The sequence below is a fragment of the Dermatophilaceae bacterium Soc4.6 genome, assembly GCA_039889245.1.
Taxonomy (GTDB): domain Bacteria; phylum Actinomycetota; class Actinomycetes; order Actinomycetales; family Dermatophilaceae; genus Lapillicoccus.
Genome location: JAZGVH010000002.1, coordinates 1,461,847 through 1,484,678, shown reverse-complemented (window position 1 = coordinate 1,484,678; position 22,832 = coordinate 1,461,847). Strand labels below are relative to the sequence as shown.

Annotated in this window: 18 protein-coding genes; 10 read left to right on the top strand and 8 right to left on the bottom strand. The window is 72.7% G+C overall.

The annotated features are described in order from the left end of the window. The first annotated feature begins 74 nt into the window (after positions 1–74). Both V3N99_06790 and V3N99_06785 read left to right on the top strand, forming a co-directional pair. A complete protein-coding gene (locus V3N99_06790; GenBank protein ID MEO3936451.1) occupies positions 75–2,354 on the top strand; it encodes an MMPL family transporter in 2,280 nt (759 codons plus the stop codon). 4 nt (positions 2,355–2,358) lie between these two features. Further along, entirely contained in the window at positions 2,359–2,751 is a 393-nt protein-coding gene (locus tag V3N99_06785) for a YjbQ family protein (GenBank protein ID MEO3936450.1), read from the top strand. A gap of 5 nt (positions 2,752–2,756) precedes the next feature. Here V3N99_06785 and V3N99_06780 read toward each other — a convergent pair whose 3' ends face one another. After that, positions 2,757–4,244 carry a sulfatase gene (locus V3N99_06780; GenBank protein MEO3936449.1) on the bottom strand — a complete coding sequence of 496 codons (1,488 nt, stop codon included), beginning with the start codon at positions 4,242–4,244 and terminating at the stop codon, positions 2,757–2,759. 91 nt (positions 4,245–4,335) lie between these two features. Between V3N99_06780 and V3N99_06775 the strand changes: the two genes are divergently transcribed. The 4 genes from V3N99_06775 (at position 4,336) to V3N99_06760 (ending at position 9,580) form a co-directional block, all read left to right on the top strand. Then, the gene (locus V3N99_06775) at positions 4,336–5,616 is read left to right on the top strand and encodes a putative glycoside hydrolase (GenBank protein ID MEO3936448.1); all 1,281 of its coding nucleotides are present in this window, start codon (positions 4,336–4,338) and stop codon (positions 5,614–5,616) included. A gap of 100 nt (positions 5,617–5,716) precedes the next feature. Beyond that, on the top strand, positions 5,717–6,976 hold the full coding sequence (locus tag V3N99_06770; protein ID MEO3936447.1) for a putative glycoside hydrolase: 1,260 nt from the start codon (positions 5,717–5,719) through the stop codon (positions 6,974–6,976). Positions 6,977–7,144: 168 nt separating this feature from the next. Then, on the top strand, positions 7,145–9,103 hold the full coding sequence (locus tag V3N99_06765) for a glycoside hydrolase family 3 protein (protein MEO3936446.1): 1,959 nt from the start codon (positions 7,145–7,147) through the stop codon (positions 9,101–9,103). Between the two features lie 54 nt (positions 9,104–9,157). Further along, positions 9,158–9,580, top strand: coding sequence for a DUF2256 and DUF3253 domain-containing protein (locus V3N99_06760; GenBank protein ID MEO3936445.1), 423 nt, complete (start codon positions 9,158–9,160; stop codon positions 9,578–9,580). A gap of 40 nt (positions 9,581–9,620) precedes the next feature. On the opposite strand, the gene V3N99_06755 is transcribed toward V3N99_06760, so the two are convergent. Next, entirely contained in the window at positions 9,621–11,330 is a 1,710-nt protein-coding gene (locus V3N99_06755) for an alpha-glucosidase (GenBank protein ID MEO3936444.1), read from the bottom strand. A 71-nt stretch (positions 11,331–11,401) separates the two neighbouring features. Here V3N99_06755 and V3N99_06750 point away from each other — a divergent pair, with 71 nt between their 5' ends. After that, positions 11,402–14,356 carry a glycoside hydrolase family 2 TIM barrel-domain containing protein gene (locus tag V3N99_06750; GenBank protein MEO3936443.1) on the top strand — a complete coding sequence of 985 codons (2,955 nt, stop codon included), beginning with the start codon at positions 11,402–11,404 and terminating at the stop codon, positions 14,354–14,356. 8 nt (positions 14,357–14,364) lie between these two features. On the opposite strand, the gene V3N99_06745 is transcribed toward V3N99_06750, so the two are convergent. The 6 genes from V3N99_06745 to V3N99_06720 all read right to left on the bottom strand — a co-directional run bounded on the left by V3N99_06745 (position 14,365) and on the right by V3N99_06720 (position 21,507). After that, positions 14,365–15,786, bottom strand: a complete 1,422-nt coding sequence (locus V3N99_06745) for a hypothetical protein (GenBank protein ID MEO3936442.1) — start codon at positions 15,784–15,786, stop codon at positions 14,365–14,367. A gap of 166 nt (positions 15,787–15,952) precedes the next feature. Continuing rightward, on the bottom strand, positions 15,953–17,347 hold the full coding sequence (locus tag V3N99_06740; protein ID MEO3936441.1) for a hypothetical protein: 1,395 nt from the start codon (positions 17,345–17,347) through the stop codon (positions 15,953–15,955). Between the two features lie 143 nt (positions 17,348–17,490). Beyond that, positions 17,491–18,006 (bottom strand): hypothetical protein, encoded by a 516-nt coding sequence (locus V3N99_06735; protein MEO3936440.1) that lies wholly within the window; start codon positions 18,004–18,006, stop codon positions 17,491–17,493. A gap of 16 nt (positions 18,007–18,022) precedes the next feature. Beyond that, positions 18,023–19,789: a PHP domain-containing protein gene (locus tag V3N99_06730; protein MEO3936439.1), complete on the bottom strand. Its 1,767-nt coding sequence runs from the start codon at positions 19,787–19,789 to the stop codon at positions 18,023–18,025. A 96-nt stretch (positions 19,790–19,885) separates the two neighbouring features. Continuing rightward, a complete protein-coding gene (locus V3N99_06725; protein MEO3936438.1) occupies positions 19,886–21,148 on the bottom strand; it encodes a DUF6596 domain-containing protein in 1,263 nt (420 codons plus the stop codon). Continuing rightward, complete coding sequence (locus tag V3N99_06720; protein ID MEO3936437.1) at positions 21,136–21,507, bottom strand: YciI family protein; 372 nt, start codon at positions 21,505–21,507, stop codon at positions 21,136–21,138. The genes V3N99_06725 and V3N99_06720 overlap by 13 nt, the downstream gene beginning before the upstream one ends. 132 nt (positions 21,508–21,639) lie before the next feature. Between V3N99_06720 and V3N99_06715 the strand changes: the two genes are divergently transcribed. From V3N99_06715 to V3N99_06705, 3 genes are all read left to right on the top strand, one after another. Next, positions 21,640–22,122 carry a nuclear transport factor 2 family protein gene (locus tag V3N99_06715; protein ID MEO3936436.1) on the top strand — a complete coding sequence of 161 codons (483 nt, stop codon included), beginning with the start codon at positions 21,640–21,642 and terminating at the stop codon, positions 22,120–22,122. Positions 22,123–22,249: 127 nt separating this feature from the next. Continuing rightward, entirely contained in the window at positions 22,250–22,435 is a 186-nt protein-coding gene (locus V3N99_06710; GenBank protein MEO3936435.1) for a hypothetical protein, read from the top strand. A 125-nt stretch (positions 22,436–22,560) separates the two neighbouring features. Next, a complete protein-coding gene (locus tag V3N99_06705; GenBank protein MEO3936434.1) occupies positions 22,561–22,821 on the top strand; it encodes a hypothetical protein in 261 nt (86 codons plus the stop codon). The last annotated feature ends 11 nt before the right edge of the window (positions 22,822–22,832 follow it).

The following is a 22,832-nucleotide window of genomic DNA, read 5'->3' as shown; positions in this document are numbered from 1 at the left end:
CCGCCCGCGCACCACGCTCTCCCCATCGCCAGGCAACGAGGCCTGACACCCCCCTCCGACCCCAGGGAAGTCCCATGTCCTCAGTGCTGCACCGTCTCGGGCTCGCCACGGTCCACCACCGCGCCCTCACCATGGTCGTCTGGCTCCTGGTGCTCGTCGGCGCGGGTGTCGGGGCCGCCACGTTGGGCGGCCCGACGAGCAACACGTTCAGCATCCCCGGGCAGGAGTCGACCACCGCGCTGAGCCTCATCGAGAGCCGCTTCGGCTCCACGGGAGGTGCCTCGGCGCAGGTCGCCGTCCTCGCACCCAGTGGCAGCCAGGTGACCTCGGCGCCTTCGGCGTCGCAGGTGGCGGGTCTGGTCGCGCGGCTGACGGCCCTGCCGGGAGTGGTCGCCGTCGCCGACCCGCTCGACCCGGCCCGGCCGGTGGTCTCGCCCGATGGCCAGGCCACCTACCTCACCGTCACGTATGCCGCCAAGGCCCCCGACATCACCGCTCAGCAGCGCGACGCGCTGACGACGGTGGTCGCGGACGCCCGCACCGGCGGCCTCTCCGTCGAGGTGAGCGGCGAGGCGACCCGGGCCCCGGTCGACATCGGTGGCGTCGGCGAGGTCGTCGGTGTCGTCGCGGCGCTGGTCGTGCTGGCCCTGACCTACGGCGCGCTCGTCGCCGCGGGGATGAACCTGCTCACCGCCCTCGTCGGTGTGGGCGTCGGAGCGCTCGGTGTCACCATCGCGACCGGCTTCGCCGACCTCCAGTCGACGACCCCCATCCTCGCGACGATGCTCGGGCTGGCGGTGGGCATCGACTACGCCCTCTTCATCGTCACCCGGCACCGCGCCGAGCTGCGGGCCGGGCGCCCCGTCGCGGAGGCGGTCGCGCTCGCCGTGGGCACGGCCGGCTCGGCGGTCGTCGTGGCCGGGGCCACCGTGGTCATCGCGCTGTCCGGCCTGGCGGTTTCGGGCATCCCCTTCCTCACCCAGATGGGGTTGGCGGCGGCGGGCACCGTGGTCGTCGCCGTCCTCGTCGCCCTGACCCTCGTGCCCGCCGCCCTCGGCTACGTGGGCCTGCGGGTGCTGCCCCGACGCGAGCGGGAGGCCCTGCCCGTCTCTGCGGTGGAGGCGACGCCAGCCGCCGGGTCCCGGGGTGGGGCGCTCCCGACGCTGCCGCGCGGTCGTGGCTTCATCCTCGGGTGGGCCGACGTCGTCACCCGCCACCGCTGGCCCTCCCTCCTGCTCGGCCTGGTCGCCCTCGGCGTGATGTCGGTGCCCGTGCTGTCGCTGAAGACGTCCCTCGTGCCGACCCCTGCCGACGGGTCGACGCAGGCCCGCGCGGAGGCGATCATCGCCACGCACTTCGGTCCCGGGGTCAACGGGCCGCTGCTCGTGCTCGTCGACTCGGCTGGCACCCGAGCCGCAGCAGCGGGCGGGACGGGCGCCGCGGCCGCTGCGGCCACCCTCGCAGGTCAGGTCAAGAGCCTGCCCGGTGTGGCCGTGGTGACCCCACCGACGCCGAACGCCGCCGGGACGGCGGCGCTGCTCACCGTGATCCCCACCTCGCCCCCCGACAGCACCCGGACCGAGGACCTCGTCCACGCGATCCGCGACCAGGTCAAGGCCGACTCCGGTCTGACGGCCTACGTCAGCGGGGCCACGGCGGTCAACGTCGACGTCTCCGAGAGCCTGCGCCGGGCCCTGCCGGTCTACCTCGTGCTCGTCGTCGGTCTCGCGCTGCTGCTGCTCGTGCTGGTCTTCCGCTCGGTGCTCGTGCCGGTCACGGGCGTGCTCGGCTTCCTGCTCACGATCGGGGCCTCCCTCGGAGCGACCACCGCGGTCTTCCAGTGGGGGTGGCTGCGCCCGCTGCTGCAGCCGGCGTCGACCGGCCCGCTGCTCAGCCTCGCGCCCATCATCATCGTGGGCATCCTCTTCGGGCTGGCCATGGACTACCAGGTGTTCCTCGTGTCACGCATGCACGAGGCGCACGCCCACGGGGCCGAGCCGCTCGAGGCGGTCCGCCACGGGTTCCGGGCCGCGGGGCCGGTGGTCGTCGCGGCCGCCGTCATCATGTCGTCGGTCTTCGGCGGCTTTGCCTCGGGTCACGACCTGACGGTCAAGTCGCTGGCCTTCGCCCTCGCGGTCGGGGTGCTCGTGGATGCGGTCGTCGTGCGCATGGTGCTGGTGCCGGCCGCCCTCGCCATCCTCGGTGGGGCGGCCTGGTGGTTCCCCTCGTGGCTGCAGTGGCTCCCGGACCTCGACGTCGAGGGGGCCGCGCTGGCCCACGATCGGCAGGACGCTGTCCCGTCCGCTGCCGTCGACCGGGACCCGTCGACGGCAGGGCTGGGCACCCGTGCGTAGCAGCGTGATCGACGTCCACACCGGTGCCACCGAGGTCGTCCACGACCTGACCACGGCGTGTGCCGCCTTCGTGCGGCCCGAGGGAGACGGCCTGCTGCACGTCTTCGTCCCCCACGCCACGGCCGGCGTCGCGGTCATCGAGACCGGTGCCGGCAGCGACGACGACCTGCTCGCCGCCCTGCGGGACCTGCTCCCCGCCGACGACCGGTGGGGTCACCGGCACGGCTCGCGCGGCCACGGGCGATCGCACGTGCTGCCTGCTCTCGTGCCGCCCTACGCGACGGTGCCCGTGCTCGGCGGTCGGCTGGCCCTGGGCACCTGGCAGAGCATCTGCCTGGTCGACCTCAACGTCGACAACCCCGACCGGCAGGTGCGCCTGTCGTTCCTGGCGGGCTGAGCGGCCTACTGCTCCAGCTGGTGCAGGCGGGTGCTGAGGGCCGCGGTGACCGCCTCGGTGCCGGGCTGACCGTAGGCGTTCTGGAGCTGGTAGGGGTCGGCTCGCAGGTCGTAGAGCTCTCGCTCGCCGGTCGTGGGGTACTCGACATAGGTGTAGCGGTCGGTGCGCAGCCCCCAGTACTGCGACACGGGGTGGCCCGTGCTGGTCGCACCGGGCCCGCCGCCCTCACCGCCCCCGCCGGTGGCTCCGCCCGATCCCGGGCTGGGCCTCGGCTTCTGCAGCAGGGCCTCGTCCGTCCAGGCGCTGGAGGCGCCGCTCATCAGCCCGACCGCCGAGCGGCCGTCCTGGGGGCGGGTCGGGGTCGCCTTGCCGAGGGCGGCGATGGTGGTGCCCAGGTCGACGTTGGTGACCACGTGGTCGTCGACCGCCGCAGCGGTCGTGCCGGGGTAGCGCACCATCAGGGGCACGTGGATGCACTCCTCGTAGGCGCAGTTCTTCGACTCCTTCCACCGGTGCTCCCCGAAGGAGAGCCCGTGGTCGGAGGTGAAGACGATGACCGTCCGGTTGAGCACCCCACGGGTCTTGAGGGTCTCGACGACGCCCTTGACCAGGTCGTCGGCCGTGCGGGTCGACTCCCACTCCTTGCGCTGGTCGATGTCCTGGCGGGCCTGCTCGCGGGGGTTCAGCAGCGGGAGGTCCTGCACCCATTGCGGCTTGTCGCTCACGTCGGTCTCGTTGAAGCTCGGTCGGTGCGGCACGACCGCGTCGGCGTAGGTGTTGACGTAGCGGGTCGGACGGTCGAACGGCCGATGGGGCACCGACGTGGACGCGTAGAGGAAGAACGGCTCCGAGGCTGTCCTGGCGAAGTCGACGGCCTGCGCGGCGTAGAGGTCCGTGACGTTGTGGTTGTTGTCGGCGGGGAAGGTCGTCGAGGTGCCCTGGTCGTTGATCAGGACCTGCCTGGTGAGACTCGCCGACGCGAGGGGGTTGTAGGCGAACCAGCGGTCCCAGCCCGGGGGCACGTAGGAGGCGGGGCGGTCCCAGGGGTAGTTGTTGAGGTACTTGCCGATGAGCGCGGTCTGGTAGCCGGCGTCGTGCATCCACACCGGGAGCAGGGTCGTGTCGTCGAGGTAGCGAGCGCAGTTGCCGTTGTCGACGACGCCGTTGTGGTGGGCGAACTGGCCGGTGAGGAAGGACGAGCGCGACGGGCAGCAGTTCGCCACGCTGGCCACGGCCTGGTCGAAGCGGACCCACTGCCCGTAGGGCTTCGAGCTGAGGTAGGGCATCGCCGCGTCGAGCGCCTGGTAGGTCTGGTCGTCCGTCACGATGTAGACCACGTTGGGGTGGGTCGGGAGAGCGGCCCGCGCGAGCGGCGTCGAGGCCGCCGCGGTGGTGCCGGCACCACCGGTGGCGCTGGCGGGGGACGAGCAGGCGAGCCCGACGCCCACCCCGAGCAGCGTGACGACGGCGACGGCGACCCCTGACCTGACCATGTCGCCGATGGTGCCACGGAAGGGCGACAACCGACAGGCTCAGGTCACTTTGTCCCTTGCCCGCCCGGGCCGCCCGTGCGACGGTTCGCGTATGGGGTCCCTGACGGCGCGTCGTCGCGCCCTGTCCACGCTCGTCACAGCGCTCGTGTCGGTGCCCGCCCTGGTCGGGTCGGCCGTGAGCGCGCCCGCGCTCACGGCGCCGCCGAGCGCGTCGAGCCGATCGGAGGCGGTCCCCGCCCCGTCCGTCTTCCACACCTACGGACCGCAGTACATGTCGCGCACGGGGCCGGTCACCTCGGCCCAGGCCGTCGCCGACGCGACCGAGTTCGGCGTCATCGCGGCCAAGCCCGGCATCTACGACGCCTACCTGCCGGCCATGAAGGCCGCGAACCCCTCGCTCGTGGTCATGGCCTACACGAACGCGACGATGGCCCGGCCCACCGAGGGCGCCGCCTACCCCACCGACTGGTACGTCAGGGACTCGGCCGGCGTGCAGGTGCGCTCGAAGTACGCCAACTACATGATGGACGTGCGCAAGCAGGGGTGGATCCACAACCGGGTCCTCGAGTGCCGCAGCAACCTGGACACCTCGGGCTACGACGGCTGCCTCCTCGACATCATGGGGCCCGCCCCCGTCACCGCCCCTTTCGGGGCGACCGGCCAGGTCGACCGCGAGCCCGTCGACGCCCGCACCGGGCGGCCCTGGACCGCCACCGACTGGATGGCGTCGACCACGCACCTGGCCGACGTGATGGCGGCCGCCGTGGCCCCGAAGCTGGTCTACGGCAACGGCGTCAGCGACGGCCTGCGCTACTTCGGCACCAGCGCCACCGGTGGCACCGACGGCACCCGGCAGCTGCTGACGCCGGCCCGGAGCGTGATCGCCGAGGGCTTCCTGCGCCCGGGCCGAGCCCCGATCGACGTGGTGCCCGACCTGTCGACGTGGCAGGCCAACGTCGCCATGGTCAAGGACGCCGAGGCGAGAGGGCTTCAGCTGCTCCTCACCACGAAGGCCTGGACGGACGCCACCCCCGGGCAGAAGGACCAGGTGCACGAGTTCTCGCTCAGCACCTACCTGCTCGCGGCCGGAGGGCGCACCCGGTGGGTCTTCCTCTACGAGGAGCTCGGCGACGTCATGGCTCGTCACCCGTGGTGGGCCGAGGCGGCCGCGCTCGGTGGCCCCCGAGGGTCGGACTTCGTCAACCCGAGGGGTCTCTACCAGCGCAGCTTCGTCGGTGGCCGGGTGCTGGTCAACCCGGGGACGACGACCGTCGTGCAGTCGCTGGGTCGGCCCCTGCTCACCCTCGACGGCGCCACGGTCACCAGCGTGACCCTCCCGCCCCACTCGGGCAAGGTCCTGCGGACCCCCTGAGCAGGGCGGGCCGGCATGCAGCGGGGGCCGGGGTGCCCGGGCAGGCGCGATGTCGCCGGTGGCCCTTGTCGCGTTGTCACGGGCGTGCGAGCGTGGGGGCATGCGCACTGCTGCGAGGGTCCATCGGCCGGTCGGGGCCCGCTGGCGGGCGGTCCTCGGCACCGTCCTGACCCTCGTCACCGTGGCCGGCGTGACGGGTCTCGCGCCGGTCCCGTCGGTCGCCTCCGCCGCAGGGCCACCGGTCTTTCGGAGCTGGGCCCCGCAGTACATGACGCGGGAGAGCTCGGTGACCGCCGAGCAGGCGCTGGCCGACGCCCGCGGATTCGACCTGCTGGTCGCCAAGCCCGCCATCTACACGCCCTATCTGGCGCGGATGCGCCAGGCCAACCCCGCGCTGACGATCCTCACCTACCTCAACGCCACCGAGGCCAACCACGCGTTCGGCTCGGTCTATCCCGCGTCGTGGTTCGTCTACGGCCCCGACGGGGTCAAGGTCCGTTCGTCCTACGGGGCGTGGATGATGGACCCGCGCAAGCCTGGCTGGGTGCGCACGGTCACCCACCAGTGCGAGGACCAGAACGCGTCGAGCGGATACGACGGCTGTCTCTTCGACATCATGGGCCCCGGGCCGGTGCTCGGGCCCTTCGGCCCGGGCCAGGCCTCCGACCGGCAGCCGATCGACGCCCGCACGGGCCTGGCGTGGACCCCCACCGACTGGCTGGCGGCCACGACCGCGCTCGGGGCCGCGGTGCGCTCGGCTGTCGCCCCCTTGCCGGTCTGGGGCAACAGCGTCGGGGGCGGCCCCCGCTACTTCGGGACCGATGGTGCGGGTGGCACCGCGCAGCTGCTCGACGGCACCGACGGGATGATCGCCGAGACGTTCCTGCGCTCGGGCCGCGCCCCGCTCGACCCGCCGCCGACGCTGACGGACTGGCAGGCCAACCTCGACATGGTGCTCGACGCCGAGGCCCGCGGTCGCACCCTGCTGCTGACGACCAAGGCCTGGACGACCGCAGACCAGGCAGCCAAGGACCAGTGGCACGAGTTCTCCATGGGCACCTACCTGCTGGGGGCCGGGGGTCTGACCCGCTGGGTCTTCCTCTACGACATCGCCCTGCGCTCGACGTCGGTCCAGCCGCAGTGGGCGGCGGCGGCCGAGCTGGGCGCTGCCCGCGGCTCCTACGTGGTCAACCGCAAGGGCCTCTACCAGCGCAGCTTCGTCGGCGGACGGGTGCTCGTCAACCCCGGCACGACGACGGTCGTTCAGGAGCTGGGGCGCCCGTTCGTGACCCTGGACGGCGCGACGGTGACCACCGTGACCCTCCCGCCGTCCTCGGCGAAGGTTTTGCGCAACAACTGAGAGCTCGCGGTGAGAATTTGCCAAACCCATACCCTTCGTGGGTCGACACCGAAGGTGGGCCCTCCTAGGTTGGCGGTGGCGCTGAACCGCTTCAGTCACGGCTGTCGGTGGCGCCACCCGAACCGGGCGCCGACGAGGGCGCACGGTGCCGACCAAGGGATGTCACCGATGCCATACCCCCGCCGACCACTGCTTGCTGCCGCCGTCGCGGCCGCCCTCGCCGGAGGGCTGGCCACCGGCCCGGCCCTCGCGGCCTCGAGCTCACCACCGAACACCACCGGTCCCGCCTCGCCCGCGGCCAACGTGGCATACCGCAATGCCGCCCTGCCGGCCGCGACCCGGGTCGCCGACTTGCTCTCGCGCATGACCCTCGCCGAGAAGATCGGCCAGATGACGCAGGCCGAGCGGCAGGACGTCGACACCGACCGGGGCCTCATCACCACGTATGCGCTGGGCAGCCTGCTCTCCGGCGGGGGCTCGGTGCCGGCGGACAACACCCCGAGCGGGTGGGCCGACATGGTCGACGGCTACCAGGCGGCCGCGCTGCGCACCCGCCTCGGCATCCCCCTGCTCTACGGGGTCGACTCCGTGCACGGCAACAACAACCTCTACGGCGCCACGGTCTTCCCCCACAACATCGGCCTCGGCGCCAGCCGCGACTCCGCCCTCGTCGAGCAGGTCGCGCACACCACCGCGGTCGAGACCCGGGCCGTCGGGCCGAACTGGGCCTTCGCCGCCTGCGTCTGCGTCGCCCGCGACGACCGCTGGGGCCGCACCTACGAGTCCTTCGGGGAGGACCCGGCGCTGGCCAGGAAGATGAGCGTCGCCATCCGCGGTCTGCAGGGCACGCCGGGCCAGCTCGACCAGCCGGACCGGGTGCTCGCCACGGCCAAGCACTTCGGTGGCGACGGCCTGACCACCTTCGGCACCGGCGAGGGCGACTACACGATCGACCAGGGCATCGACGAGGTCTCGCGGGCGACGTGGGACGCGCTGGCGCTCGAGCCCTACAAACCGGCCGTGCAGACCTACGACGCGGGCGCGGTCATGCCGTCGTTCTCCAGCGTCGACTGGACGGGTGACGGGCTGGGCAACCCGATCAAGATGTCGGGCAACAAGCAGCTGCTCACGGGGGTGCTCAAGGGCGACCTCGGCTTCTCGGGCATCACGATCTCGGACTGGAGGGCGATCCACCAGCTGCCGGGCGACTACCGCCAGCAGGTCAAGACCTCGGTGCTCGCCGGGATGGACATGTTCATGGAGCCCTACAGCGGTGACACCGTGGGGTGGAAGGAGCTCATCTCCACGCTCGAGTCGCTGGTGCGCCAGGGCGATGTGCCGATGAGGCGGATCGACGATGCCGTGACCCGCATCCTCACGCAGAAGGTGGAGCTCGGGCTCTTCGAGCACCCCTACACCGACCGCACCAACATCGCCACGATCGGCAGCGCCGACCACCGGGCCCTGGCTCGGCGCGCGGTGCAGGAGTCGCAGGTGCTGCTGAGGAACAGGAAGCGCACCCTGCCGCTGTCCACGACCGCCCCGGTCTACGTGGCCGGTAGCAACGCCGACGACCTGGGCAACCAGGCCGGCGGCTGGACGCTCAGCTGGCAGGGCCAGTCGGGCCAGCACGTCATCCCCGGCGACACCGTGCTCGACGGCATCCGCAAGACCGCGACCGGCCTGGTCACCTACAGCAAGGACGCCTCGGCAGCCGTGCCGCCCGGTGCCAACGGTGTGGTCGTCGTCGGCGAGACCCCGTATGCCGAGGGCTTCGGCGACGTCGGTGGCCCCACCTTCGGCGCGCCGCACACGATGACGCTGACCGACGCCGACTCGGCGGCCATCCGCACCGTGTGCGCCCAGGCCGCGACGTGCACCGTGCTCACCGTCTCGGGCCGGCCGGTCATCCTCCCGCCCGACCTGCTCGGGCAGGTCGACGCGCTGGTCGCCGCCTGGCTCCCGGGCAGCGAGGGTCAGGGCGTGGCCGACGACCTCTTCGGCCGGGCGCCCTACATCGGCAAGCTGCCCGTGAGCTGGCCGCGTGACCTCGCCCAGGAGCCGATCAACGTGGGAGACAAGGCCTACGACCCGCTGTTCCCCTACGGCTTCGGGCTGCGCGCCTGACCACGCGCACCGGGGCGGGTGGTGGGGAGAGCAGGCGGGCGGCATGCTGGTCGGGTGGGACGTCAACGGGGGCCGCAGGTCGGTGCCGAGCCCGACGAGAAGACCTGTGCCTCGTGCGGGCGCCGCATCGAGTGGCGCAAGGCCTGGGCGAAGGACTGGGATGCGGTGCGCTGGTGCAGCGACGCCTGCCGCCGCCGCGGGGTGAGCGCCACCGACCGGGAGCTCGAGGCCAGCCTGCTCCACCTGCTCGCCGGGCGCGCTGGCGCGGCCACGGTCTGCCCGTCGGAGGCGGCTCGGGCGGTGGCCGGAGAGCGGGACGGTGAGGAGCCGGGTCACGAGACCTGGCGCGCGCTGATGGAGCCGGCGCGCCGGGCCGCGCGTCGGCTCGTCGCGGCGGGCGAGGTCGTCATCACCCAGCAGGGGAGGGTGGTCGACCCCTCGACCGCCGTCGGCCCCATCCGGGTGCGCCGGACCTGACGGGGTGCAGCCAGCCCCACTCGAGGCAGTCTCGTCCCGGCTACCGAGCCAGGTGCAGGATGCGTGACTCCCACGGGAGCAGGTGGGTGGCGGGGGAGCCCGAGCGGTCGGGGTGGGTGGCGAGCAGCACCGTCGAGCCCTCGAGGTCGGGCAGGTCGTGGGTCGCCAGGGTGGCCCGCTCGGACGAGCAGTTGGCGAGCACGAGCAGCGTCTCCTCGGCGTGGTCGCGGCGGATTACCCAGAGCTGCTCGTGGTCGGGCAGCAGGAGGGTGAAGCGGCCGTCGCGCACACACACCCGGTCGTGCCGCAGGGCGATGAGCGCCCGGTAGTGCGCGAAGACCGACTCCGGGTCGTCGACCTGTGCGGCGGCGTTGATCTCGGTGTGGGCCGGGTTGGTCGGGAGCCACGGCTGCCCGGTGGTGAAGCCCGCGTGAGGGGAGTCGTCCCACTGCATCGGCGTCCGCGCGTGGTCGCGGCTCCTGGCCGCGAGCGAGCGCAGCACCACCGTCAGGTCCTCGCCGCGCGAGGCCGCGTCGGCGTAGTGGTTGACCGACTCGATGTCGCGGTAGTCGTCGATGGAGGCGAAGGGCGAGTTGGTCATCCCCAGCTCCTCACCCTGGTAGACGTACGGGGTGCCGCGGTGCAGGTGCAGCACCGTGCCCAGCGTCTTGGCCGACGCCACCCGGTGCGCGGCGCGGTCGTCGCCGAAGCGTGACACCGCCCGGGGCTGGTCGTGGTTGTTCCAGTAGAGCGAGTTCCACCCCACGTCGGCGAGGCCGACCTGCCACGTCTCGAGGTTCCGCTTGAGGGTGGGCAGCCGCAGCGGCGCGAGGTCCCACTTCGTGCCGCCGGGGACGACGTCGAGGTCGACGTGCTCGAACGTGAACACCATGGTCAGCTCGCGTCTCGACGGGTCGGTGACGCGGCGGGCGAGGTCGACGGTGGAGCCCGGCATCTCGCCGACCGTCAGCAGGTGGCGGTCGGAGAGCCCGACCTCACGGTTCATCTCCTGCAGGTAGTCCTCGAGGCGGGGGCCGTTGAAGGCCGGGGTGGGGGCGCCCAGCCCGGTGTCGGCGGCGGGCGGTGTGTCCGGCAGGGCGGGGTCCTTCGAGATGAGGTTGATGACGTCCATCCGGAAGCCGTCGACGCCCCGGTCGACCCACCAGCGCATCATGGCGTAGACCGCCTGACGGACCTGCGGGTTCTCCCAGTTGAGGTCGGGCTGCTTGCGCGAGAAGAGGTGCAGGTAGTACTCGCCCGTGCTCTCGTCGTAGTGCCAGGCCGGCCCGGAGAAGGCCGCCTCCCAGTTGGTGGGCTCGGCACCGGGGGTGCCCGGCTCGTGCCCGGGACGGGGCGGACGCCACCAGTACCAGTCGCGCCGGGGGTCGTCGGCGCTGCTGCGCGAGGCCGTGAACCACGGGTGCTCGTCGGACGTGTGGTTGACGACGAGGTCCATCACCAGCCGGATGCCGCGGTCGTGGCACCCGGCGATCAGTGCGTCGATGTCGGCGAGGGTGCCGAAGATCGGGTCGATGTCCTGGTAGTCGCTGATGTCGTAGCCGTTGTCGTCCATCGGCGAGCGGTAGACCGGCGAGAGCCACAGGACGTCGATCCCCAGACGTCCCAGGTGGTCGAGCCGGGCCGTGACTCCCGGGAGGTCACCGACCCCGTCGCCGTCGCTGTCGGCGAAGGAGCGGGGATAGACCTGGTAGACGACGGCGGAGGTCCACCAGTCGGGGCGAGTGTCCATGACGACACCCAAGCACGAGGGCGGCCAGGGGGCGAGTTCCGCGCGATCGGGGGGCTGGGTACGGTCGGGGAGTGCTCCCTGACATCGGCGTCCTCCGGCCCTGGGCCGACCCCACCTGCGTGGCCCTCGGCCGGTTGCCCCTCTCGGCCGACCTGCGGCGCGAACCGACCGACCCGGCCTACCGGCTCGAGCTCGACGGCGACTGGTCGCTGCGCCTGTTCGACACGCCCGAGGAGGTGCCGGCCGACGTGGTCGTGCCGCTGCCGCAGGCCCTGCCCGCCGACGGCTGGAGCAGGGTCGCGGTGCCCGGCAACTGGACCATGCAGCTGCCCGGCGACCTGCCGCACTACACCAACGTGCAGATGCCCTTCCCCGGCCCGCCGCCCCGCCTGCCCGACCGCAACCCGACGGGCGTCTACCGGCGGCGGTTCGCCGCGTCCCGGCTGTGGGCCGACCGTCAGGTGGTGCTGCGGCTCGACGGCGCCGACGCGGTGCACGCGGTGTGGCTCAACGGCGTCTTCGTCGGCTACGGCACCGACAGCCGCCTGCCCAGCGAGTACGACGTCACGCCCCACCTCGTCGAGGGTGAGAACGACCTCGTCGTCGTCGTGGTGCGCTACGCCGCAGTGAGCTACGTCGAGGACCAGGACAAGTGGTGGATGGCGGGGCTGCACCGCAGCGTGCGTCTCGAGGCTCGTCCACGCACGCGCGTCACCGACGTCGTCGTCACCGCCGACTGGGACGCCGAGCGGGGGGTGGGACGGGCCGACGTGCGCGCCACGGTCGGCTTCGGCGGCGCGCCCGAGCCGGGCTGGACGGTGCGGACCCGGCTCGACGTGCCGGGAGCGGCGGCCGCCACGGGCGAGGTGCCCGACGTCTTCGCCAAGCCCTACGTCTTCCTCGGCCACGTCGTCGACACCACCTGGCCCGACCTGACCGTCGACCCGTGGAGCGCCGAGACCCCCAGCCTGTATGCCGTTGTCGTCGACCTGCTCGACCCCGACGGCGTCGTGGTCGACACCGTCTCGACGCGAGTCGGCTTCCGGCGCGTGGAGATCCGCGGTGCGGACCTGCTGGTCAACGGGCAGCGCATCTGGGTCTTCGGCGTCAACCGGCACGACCACCACCCGGACCGCGGGAGCGCCGTGACGGTCGCCGACATGCGGGCCGACCTGGAGCAGATGCGGCGCCACAACATCAGCGCCGTCCGCACCTCGCACTACCCCAACGACGGCGCGTTCTACGACCTGTGCGACGAGCTCGGCTTCTACGTCGTCGACGAGGCCAACATCGAGTGCCACGCCTACAACCGCACGGTCTGCGAGGACCCGACCTACCGTGACGCGTTCCTCGAGCGGGGTGCGCGGATGGTCGCTCGCGACCGCAACCACCCGAGCATCGTCCTGTGGAGCCTCGGTAACGAGAGCGGCTACGGCGCCAACCACGACGCCCTCGCCGGCTGGCTGCGCCGGGTCGACCCGAGCCGGCCGCTGCACTACGAGGACGCGATCCGCACGCAGGGCTGGGTCGACGGCGGCCGTGCCGCGACCGACGTGGTCTGCCCGATGTATCCCGAGATCGCGGCCATCCACGAATACGGCCTCAAAGTTGCTGCAGGAGAGGCGGATCGGCCGCTCATCATGTGCGAGTACACCCATGCGATGGGCAACAGCAACGGCTCGCTCGCCGACTACTGGGACGTCATCAACACCACGGCCGGGCTGCAGGGTGGCTTCATCTGGGAGTGGAAGGACCACGGGCTGCGCCAGAGCATCGACGGGACCGAGGGCAGCCGCAAGCGGCTCGCCTACGGCGGTCAGTTCGGTGACGAGCCGAACGACGGCAACTTCGTCGCCGACGGGCTCGTGTCGGCCGAGCTCGAGCCGCACCCGGCCATGCGCGAGGTGGCGTGGGTGCACCGACCGGTGGCGGTGGGGGCCCATGCGGGCAGCCTGCTGGTGCGCAACCGTCAGGCCTTCTCGGACCTCAGCCACCTGCAGGGCCACTGGGAGCTGATCGTCGACGGGGAGAGCCTCGGACGGGGGCTGCTCGACACCCCGAGCGCTGCACCCCTGGGCGAGTCGGTGGTGCCCTACCCGTGCACCGTGCCGGAGCAGGGTCAGGCGCTCCTGACCGTCACGTGGGTCGAGCGCGGGGCGACGTGGTTCGCCCCCGCCGGCCACCTCGTGGCCTGGGACCAGGTCGTGCTGCGCGACGAGCCGGTCACCGCCCGGCCGCCGGCCGGCGCCGACCCCACAGCGTCGTACGGCGTCTCGGCGATCGACGAGCCGCGCCTGCACCTGTGGCGGGCCGCCACGGACAACGACGGCTTCAAGCTCTTCGGGGCCGACCCGCACGACGAGCTGATGGGCGGCAAGGCGCTGACCCACTGGCTGCGGTGGGGGCTGCCGGACGGTGACCCCGAGACGCTGGTGCGGCACACGGTGTCGCGCCACGACACCGGTGCGGGGGTGGAGTACCGCCATGTCGTCGAGGTGCCGCCCGAGCTCGACGACCTGCCCAGGGTCGGGGTCGAGCTGAGCGTCGACCCCCGCTTCGACACAGTGCGGTGGTCGGGTCGCGGCCCCCACGAGAACTACCCCGACCGCAACCGGTCGGCCACCCTCGGCCGGTGGGAGTCGGGGGTCGACGAGGCGCCCTACCTCGTGCCGCAGGAGTACGGCCTGCGGACGGACACGACGTGGGTCGAGCTCGCCGACAGCGCGACCGGCGACCGGCTGCGGCTGACGAGCCTCGGTGCGCCGTTCCACTTCTCGGCGACCCGCCACTCGTCGCGCGCCCTGTGGGCAGCCCTGACGAGTGACGGGTTGGTGCCGGACGACCGGCTGGTGCTGTGCCTCGACGCGGCCCACCGCGGGCTGGGGACGGCGAGCTGTGGGCCCGACGTGCTCGACCGCTACCGGATCACCCCGGGGACCTACGAGCTGGCCTACGTGGTGCAGGCCCTGCCGTCAGCCTCCGGCCAGTCGCCGTCGGTCCCGTCGCCGGAGGGGCCGCGTCGCTGAGCCGCCGGTCAGCGCCCCGTGTGCGAGTGGGTGGTGACCGGGGTCCAGGCCGTGCTCGCGCCGGTGCGCTTGGCTCCGAGCCCGATCACCGGCGCGTCGAAGGTGCCGGCGACGTCGATCATGAGCGGGGTCGTCCCGGCGGCGTTGAAGGCGTTGAAGCCGATCGAGTCGGCTCGCGGTGTCGGGGCGAGGGGGATGACGGCGCCGCTGGCGACGACGTCGCCCCGGGCGGCGTTGATGCTGCTGGCCAGGGGGCGTGACTCGAAGTCCGAGGGGTAGAGCGTCACGTAGGTGGGGGCGCTCGGTCCTGCGACGGCGATGTTCGCGGCCAGCGCCGTCGTGCCGGTCGTGCCCACGGCGTCGGCGCTCAGGCTGCGGTCCTCGCCCGGGGCCAGGTTGGGGCCACCGGTGCCGGGGGTCCTCGTGTCGAGGATGCGCTGCGGTGTCGACAGGGGCACGAAGCGCGCGTCCTGGCTGGCGCCCGGTGCGGTGAACACGCCGATGACGTCGACGATGAGGTGGACCGAGCCGCTGCCCGTGCTCGCTGCGACGTGCATCGAGGGGAAGGTGCCGCCGTCGGGACCGGAGTAGGTGAAGTCACCACGCTCGACGATCGCGAGGTTGGAGGCTCCCGTGCCACGGGGAAAGATCAGCGACGGCGTCGTCGAGTCCGGCTGGCCGCTGGCGGAGGTGGTGAAGTAGCCCGCGGCCGAGGGTCGGTCGGCGCTCAGGTGGACAACGAAGGCCCGGATGTCGGGGTTGTTGCCACCGAAGTCGTACCCCAGGTCGATGTTGTAGCCGTCGTAGAAGGGCGTCCCGTCCGCGCGGGAGTCGTATCGGCCGCGGGTGACCGGCTGCAGGCCGCCGTACGTGGCGTTCTCGGCCGTGGCGTAGTAGCCGACGACATCGACCACGACGTCGGTGGAGCCCACCGCGTTGTAGACGGTGACCTTGCCGTCAGCGTGCAGGGGAACGGTCACGAGGTTGCCGCGCGTCGACCGGCCGGCGAAGTTCAGCGAGGAGACGGTCGGTCGCGAGACATCGGCAGGGTAGGCGCTGAGGTAGCTGCCCGCAGTGCTGCCGGTCTCGGTCAGGTGGATCACGACGGCCGAGGCGCCGCCGCCGCTGGGCACGCCGGCGCGACCGGCGAGTGGGACCGTCGCGGTCTGGCCGGGCCCGATCTTGGCTGCTCGGGGCAGCCCGAGCCCGGTGCGGGTGTCCATGGCCCGGCGGGGCGTCATCAGCGGCACGTAGCCACCGCCCGTGATCGGTGTGGCCGCAGCCGCCCGGCCTGTCGTCGTGGGCGACGCGGCCTGGGCCGGCGCCACGGCCGTGCCGAGCGCGGCAAGCCCGGTGAGCCCGGTGAGCAGGGCGGTGGCCGTGCAGGTGACGGCGACGCGCGAGCGGCGAGCGGGTGTGGTGGTGCTCATGTGGTGGTTCCCCCTGAGAGGCGGCGCGGCGCCGCGACCGGGGCGCCCAGCAGGGCGCCCCGGAAAGACGGTAGGCGACGGAAGCCCCTCGGGGGCGGGATTGCCGATCTGGGCCCGACGTCCCTTGATCCGCGTTCGACGTGTCGGGGGTGACCCCTCGGTCAGGTCAGCGGGTCCGGGTCGCCTCGACCCGGGCCTTGCTCCACTGCGGGGCCCGGGCGGCCGCCACGCCCGGAGCGCTCTGGAAGGTGCCGGTGACGTCGATGACGAACGGCGTCGTGCCGACCGCGTTGTAGGCCTTGAGGTCGGGGGTCGTGCGCGGGGACGACAGGCCGAGGATCGCCCCGTTGGCCACGATGGTGCCCCGGCCGGCGTTGATGCTGCTGACCGTCGGTCGTGTGGTGAGGTCACCCGGGTAGACCGTGACGTAGGTCGGGGCGGTCGGCCCCACGATGGTGAGGTTGGCGGCCAGTGCGGTCGTCGTGGGGCCGCCCAGGGTGGGCGCGGACAGCTCCCGGGTCTGGGCTGCGGCGAGGTTGGGGGAGGTGGTGCTGCGGGTGTCGACGACCCGGATCGGGGTCTCGAGGGGTGTGAAGCGGGCGTCCGCGCTGGCGCCCGGGGCGGTGAAGACGCCGACGAGGTCGATGAGCAGGTTGGCCGAGCCACCACCGACGGAGGCGTCGAAGGTCATCGACGGCAGGCTCGCACTGTCGCCTCGCTCGATGATGGCCAGGCTGCCCCCGTCGACTCCGGGTCGAAAGGTCAGCGAGGGGGTCGTCGCCGGCGTCTGCCCGGTGGCCCAGGCCTTGAAGTAGCCACCTGACGTGGGGTTGGCCGCAGACAGGTTGACGACGAAGGCCCTCACCTGGTCGTTGGCATTCGGGTTCCCGCTGGTGGTGAAGTCGAGGGCGATGTCGACCCCGTCGCCGTCCTGGAAGGCGACGCCCGCGTCACGCGAGTCGAAGACCCGCGACGGCGGGAGGGTCTGCAGCCCGCCGTACGTCGTGCTGACGTCCGTGGCGTAGTAGCCCACCACGTCGACCACGACATCGGTGGAGCCAGCGGCGTTGTAGATGGCGACCTTGCCGTCGGCCGACAGCGGCACGGTGACGAGGTTGCTCTGGGTCGAGCGGCCGGCAAAGCTGAGGGACGACGTGCCCGGGCGCTGCGGGAGACCGGCGGGGTAGGCGGTGAGGTAGCTGCCAGCCGTGTTGTTGGTCTCGGTCAGGTTGACGACGACGGCGCTCGCGGCACCGGCTCCAGGGATGCCGGCGCGGCCGGCGAGGGGGACGGTGACCGTCTGGCCGGGGCCGACCTTGGCGACCCGGCCGAGGCCCAGGCCGGTGCGGGTGTCCATGCTGCGCCTCGGGGTGACCGGCACGTAGGCACCGCCGCCGACGACGCTCGCTGCGGAGGGGTGCGCGCCGGCAGGGGTGGTGGCCTGGGCGGGGGCGACGCCGCACAGGACACCGGCGACAGCGGCGGTGACGCCCACGGTGACGGCGGTCGCCGTGGTGGCGATGGTCCGGTGGGTGCGGGGCGGGCGGGACGGGCTGGGCATGTGGGGGTTCCCCTCTGAGGACGGCGCGAGGCCGTGACCGATACGCCCGATTTAGGCGTCGATGGGTATAATAAGGGCCCTTGACCGTTGCCGCATCCCGAGGTGGCGCAGTGGCGACATCTCGGTCGGTCGTCGATCCCGGCTCAGCCGTGCGTGGCGCAGCAGGGGGTGGGCTCGGGCTGCTCGAAGGGGACGACGGCGCCCCCCGGGGCCGGCCGCACCAGCAGTCGCACGCGGCCCCGCTCGAAGGTCGGGCGCACGAACTCCTGCGTGTGCAGGGGCGTCGAGGCGTCGACCGACGGCACTCCGATGCCCACGACCTCGTCGACGGCGGTCAGGCCGAGCACGGCCCCGACGGCGGTGGTGCCGACCAGCGACTGGCTCCCGGGGAAGAGGAAGAGCCGGCCACCGGTGCGATGGCGGTGGTGCTCGAGGGCCCAGCCGGCGTGGGAGGGGTCACCAGCGCCGATGACGGTGAGCTCACCGTCCGCGTGCTCGATGGTGACGGCGACACCGGAGTGCTCCGGCAGGAAGTGCGTCGCCGCGAAGAGCGCCGGCGACCGCGGTGCGCACGTGCCCCACCACTGGTGCAGGTCGTGCTCCGCCTCGGCGGTGGTGCGCCACGCGAAGGCGTGACGCACCACCTCGAGGTCGCTCACGGAGCGGGCCTCGTCGTCACCGGGGCAGCACCCAGATGGGGTTGGTGTAGAACCACAGGTCGCTCCACGGGTCGGCGTCGCCGAGCACGTCGGCGGCCGGGCCGGCCGGGTCGACCGAGGGGCCGCCCAGGCCGGGGGCGCTGCGCTTGCCGTCGGTGCCGCGCACGCGCACGTAGAACGGCTCGTCGGCGACGCCCAGGTCGAGCACGATCCTCACGGTGCCGGTGGCCCCGCTGACGTCGCGCTGGAGCACGACCTTGGTGCCCGGGGCGGACATCGAGTCGCGGTCGCTCGCCGGGCCGGTGAGCCCGCCGCGCACGACGTCGACCCGGGCCAGCTCGGGCACGAACTGCGCCCAGTTGGGCAGGGTCGCCGGTGTCACCGAGATGACGAGCTCGAGCCGCGTGCCCCGCTTGGGCATGACCGTCGACCCGAGGGTCGAGCCGGGGCCCTTGTCGTCCCTGGCCCGCAGCCCGACCTCGAGCCCCCCGACGAGACCGCCGTGGTCGACGAAGACCCGCCCCGCCCGCAGCCCGTCGAGCACCGCGGCATAGCTGCTGCGGGCGGCACCGACGTGCGTCTTGCTGTAGTAGCCGGGCCAGAAGTCGCCGTTGGTCGTCTTCCCTCCCGTCAGGCCGTGGACCGGGTCGACGTAGTGACCGAGCGCCTCGAACTCGGCGGTCGACCCGGCACCACCGCGCACCGAGTCATCGAGGTAGATCGAGTGCGAGTCGGAGTTGGCGGTGATCCACCACGGCTTGCCCTCGGCGAGCAGGCTGTCCCAGAGCCCCCCGACGGTGCTGGTCATCCAGTCGAAGCCGCCGTAGGTGATGTAGCTCTCGAGGGGGTAGCCGGCGAAGCTGTCGGCCGAGGGCGAGTTGTCGTAGTAGCCCCGACCCGAGCCCGGCCCGTACGGCGCCTTGATACCGGCCGCCTGGTGGCCGGGCGCACCCTCCATCCCGAGGGCGATCTTGGGCTGGCGCTCGCGCCACCCGCGGATCTCGTGGGGGGAGTCGAGGCCCTTGCGGGCCGGGTGGTTGGCGAAGAAGGCGGCATCCTGCACGCGACGGGTGACGACGGCGCCAGCGAGGAAGTCGAGTCCCTCGAGCGCGTGCCGCTCGTTGTCGGGCGAAGAGGCGGTCCATCCGTTGACGACGCCGTCGAAGGAGTTCTCGAACTCCTTGAGGACGGCGACCTCGTTGCTGCCGGGGTGGACGAAGACGGTGCCGTGCTCGGCGGCCGGGATGTTCCACTCGAGACCCTGGAAGACGAGGGTCTCGTCCTTGACGACCTTGCGGGCGGCGACGATGTCGGGGTTGACCTGGTCGACCCCGAGCTTGGCGTGGGTGACGCTGCCGTGGTCGGTGATGACCATCCAGTCGAGACCGTAGGCCGAGGCGTGCCGGACCTGGTCGATGACGCGGTACTGGGCGTCGGGGCTGTACTGCGTGTGGATGTGGTGGTCGCCAGCGAGCCACTGGTAGGCGCGCCCTGAGCCGCTGTCGTGGGCGAGGACCGAGTCGGCAGCAGCCGACTCGGTGCCGGCGAGCACGGACCCGCCCGCCGCAGCGGCGCCGATCAGGCCGGCCCGGGTGAGGAAGGAGCGACGACCGAGGCCGGAGGGCGACAGCTCGCGGTCGGGGATCGCGAGGTCGAGCGCCTCGCGGGTCGCCTCGGGGAGGTCCGCCGACGATCCGAGGGACGGACCGTGCGGGTGCTCGTGCCCGTCGGGGCCGTGGGGGTGGTCGTGGGGGTGGTTGTGCGAGTGGTCGTGTGCAGGCACTGCAAGCCTCCTGGTCCAGGTTCGGGCGCAGTCCGCCCGTCCCGCCATCACAGGGGGCCCAAGTGTCCGGGACAAGGGCGTTGCATGAACATCGGGTCAAGGAGTTGCGGCGGTCTCCTCCGAGCCCGGCACCCGGGTGCCCGCCGGGCCCGGCCCTCCGGCTCGGACCAGCAGGTACTGCTGCTCCGGCTGGCTCCTGGTGCCCTGGGCGGCCCGGAGGTACGCCGCCCGCGCGCCGTCCCGGTCTCCGAGGCGGTCGAGCAGGTGGGCTCGCACGACGTCGACGCGATAGTGACCGGCAAGCGGGGGGTCGGTCGCGACCACGTCGAGCTCAGCCAACCCCGCGGCCGGGCCGCGCAGCTCCGCGACAGCGACGACCCGCCCGAGCGTGACCATGGGTCCGGGCGCCACCAGGATGTGGACGTCGTACAGCGCGAGGACCTGATCCCAGTCGGTCTGCTCCGCGGACGGCGCCTCGTCGTGGACGGCCGCGATCGCCGCCTCCAGCTGGAAGGGGCCGGGGACGGCCCGCGGCAGCACCTCGCTGAGCAGCGCCACCCCCTCGGCGACCATGTCGGCGTCCCACCGGCCGCGGTCCTGCTCGGCCAGCGGCACGAGGGCGCCCTGACGCGTGGTCCGCGCGGGTCGTCGGGCGTCGGTGAGGAGCATCAGGGCGAGCAGCCCGGCGACCTCGCCGTCGTCGGGGAGCTGCGCCCGCAGCTGGCGGGCCAGCCGGATGGCCTCGGTCGACAGCTCCACCCGTTGCAGGGACGGGCCGGAGCTGGCCGTGTGCCCCTCGGTGAAGACGAGGTAGAGCGTGCGGAGCACGGCCGGCAGACGCTCGGCGACCTCCTCGTCGGTGGGCTTGACGAAGTGGGCACCGGCCGCCCGGATCCTGCTCTTGGCGCGGCTGATCCGTTGCGCCACAGTGGGTTCCGGCACCAGCAGGCCGCGGGCGATCTCGGCCGTCGTCAGTCCCCCGAGGGCCCGCAGGGTGAGTGCCACCTGGGCGGTGGGGGTGAGGGCCGGGTGGCAGCAGAGGAAGAGCAGGGGCAGCGTGTCGTCGTGCGCGGAGCCCGGCCCGGGCGCGCCGGGCTGCTCGAGGGCGTAGCGCTCCTCCCGCCGCCGCCGAGCCGACTCGCTCCGCCAACCCTCCACCAGCCGCCGTGACGCGGTCGTGATGAGCCATCCCAACGGGTTTCGTGGCCGGCCTGCTTCCGGCCACTGGCGCGAGGCCGCGACCAGCGCCTCCTGTACGGCGTCCTCGCAGGCCTCGAACGAGCCGTGCCGGCGCACGAGCACACCGAGGGCACGCGGCGCCAGCTCGCGCAGCTCGGCGTCGAGCGTCACATGTCCCACCCGCTCATGTCGAGCACGGCCCGGACCTCGACGAGGCCCCATACCGCATCGGGGATGCGGGCGCCGATCTCGACGGCCCGCTCAGCTGTCTCGCAGTCGACGAGATAGAAGCCTGCGAGGTGCTCCTTGACCTCGGCGAACGGGCCGTCGCTCGTCATCGTCTCGCCGCCGCGTGAGCGCACCCAGGTGGCCTGGGCCGGGTCGACCAGTCCCTCCGAGACGACGAGCTCGCCGGTGTCGGCCAGCTCTGCGCTGAGGGCGAGGTGGCCCCGGCCGAAGTTCTCCCGCTCGGCGTCGGTGAGGGCGTCCCAGCGCTCCTGGAAGTGCGGGTTGCTGTGGATGAGGATGAGGTACTTCATCGGATCTCCTGGCCGTCGGGGGGAGGTGGGGGATCGTGGCCGGGCCACCTGTCGCACTGTCGAGACTGCCGCTCCCGTCTCGACACCATGGTGGAGGCGCCCGTCGGTGGGCGCCAGCGAAGGGAGCACGTCATGACCACCACCCCGCTCGACCCCTCGACCCCCACCTGGCGTCGAGAGCCCGCCGAGGTGGCCGTGCGAGCCGTCCTCGACGAGCACGCAGCCGCCCACGCCGCCCGCGACGTCGGGCGCCTTCTGAGCCTGTACGACGACGCCGCCGTCTCCTACACGCTGGCCCCGCCCCTCCAACAGGGACCGGACTCGCCGTACGGCACGCCGGAGGGGATCGCCCGCTGGTTCGGCACCTTCGACGGCCCGGTTGTCATCGACTACCGCGACCCGGTCGTCACGGCCGACGGCGACGTGGCGTTCGTCCACACCCTCACGCGGATGACGGCCAGATCGGTGGGTCAGCCGGAGTCGTTCTCCCTCTGGTACCGCTCGACCTTCGGGCTGCGCCGTCGCGTGGACGGGTGGCGCATCGCCCACCGGCACGAGTCGACTCCCTTCCACATGGACGGCAGCTTCCGTGCGGCGGTGGAGCTGCAGCCGTGAGAGTCGCGGGCGACGGGGCGACGGGGCGACGCGCAGCGGCTGCCGATGGCGCCGACGGAGCCGAATGTGGGGCTGAAGAGTCCGTATGATCGTCAGGACAACCCAACCCCCGGAGGGGGAGTGTCTCGTGAGCAAGGCAGACAGGGAGTTCCTCTCGCTGGGGTACCGCATCGGCTGGCGGATCCGCTCGACCACGTTGAACATCTTCGGGCCGGCGCAGATCGGCCAGGACGACCCGCAGATCCGGCTGCTGCGCGAGCGCGAGGCCAAGGTCGTCGCCGCCCGCCGCGAGCGCGGACTGGGTGACTCCTGACCCACGGGGTTCTACCCCGGTCAACGGGGTGATCCGTCACGGCCCCCGAGCCGTCCCCGATGCCGGCCGAGCTGTCGGGACCATCGTCCCTCACCCGGGGCCGTGGGCCGGGCAGGCTGCGGACCATGACGGTAGACCTGTCCTTCGTCGATGACGAGTCCCCTGCTGCCCTTGCGGTCACGGTTCGGCTCCAGAGCAGGTTCCCCTCATTGCCCGCCGCTGTGGTCGCCGACGTGGTCGTCGACGCCTTCCGTGGCCTCTCGGGACCGGTACGCGGGTTCGTCCCGCTGCTGGCCGAGCACGAGGCGCGAGACGTGCTGGCCGCGATGGCCCGCACCCCTGCGGCACCCGAGCCGGTGTCGCGCGCGACGACGCAACCTCGGTGACCTAGCGTGGC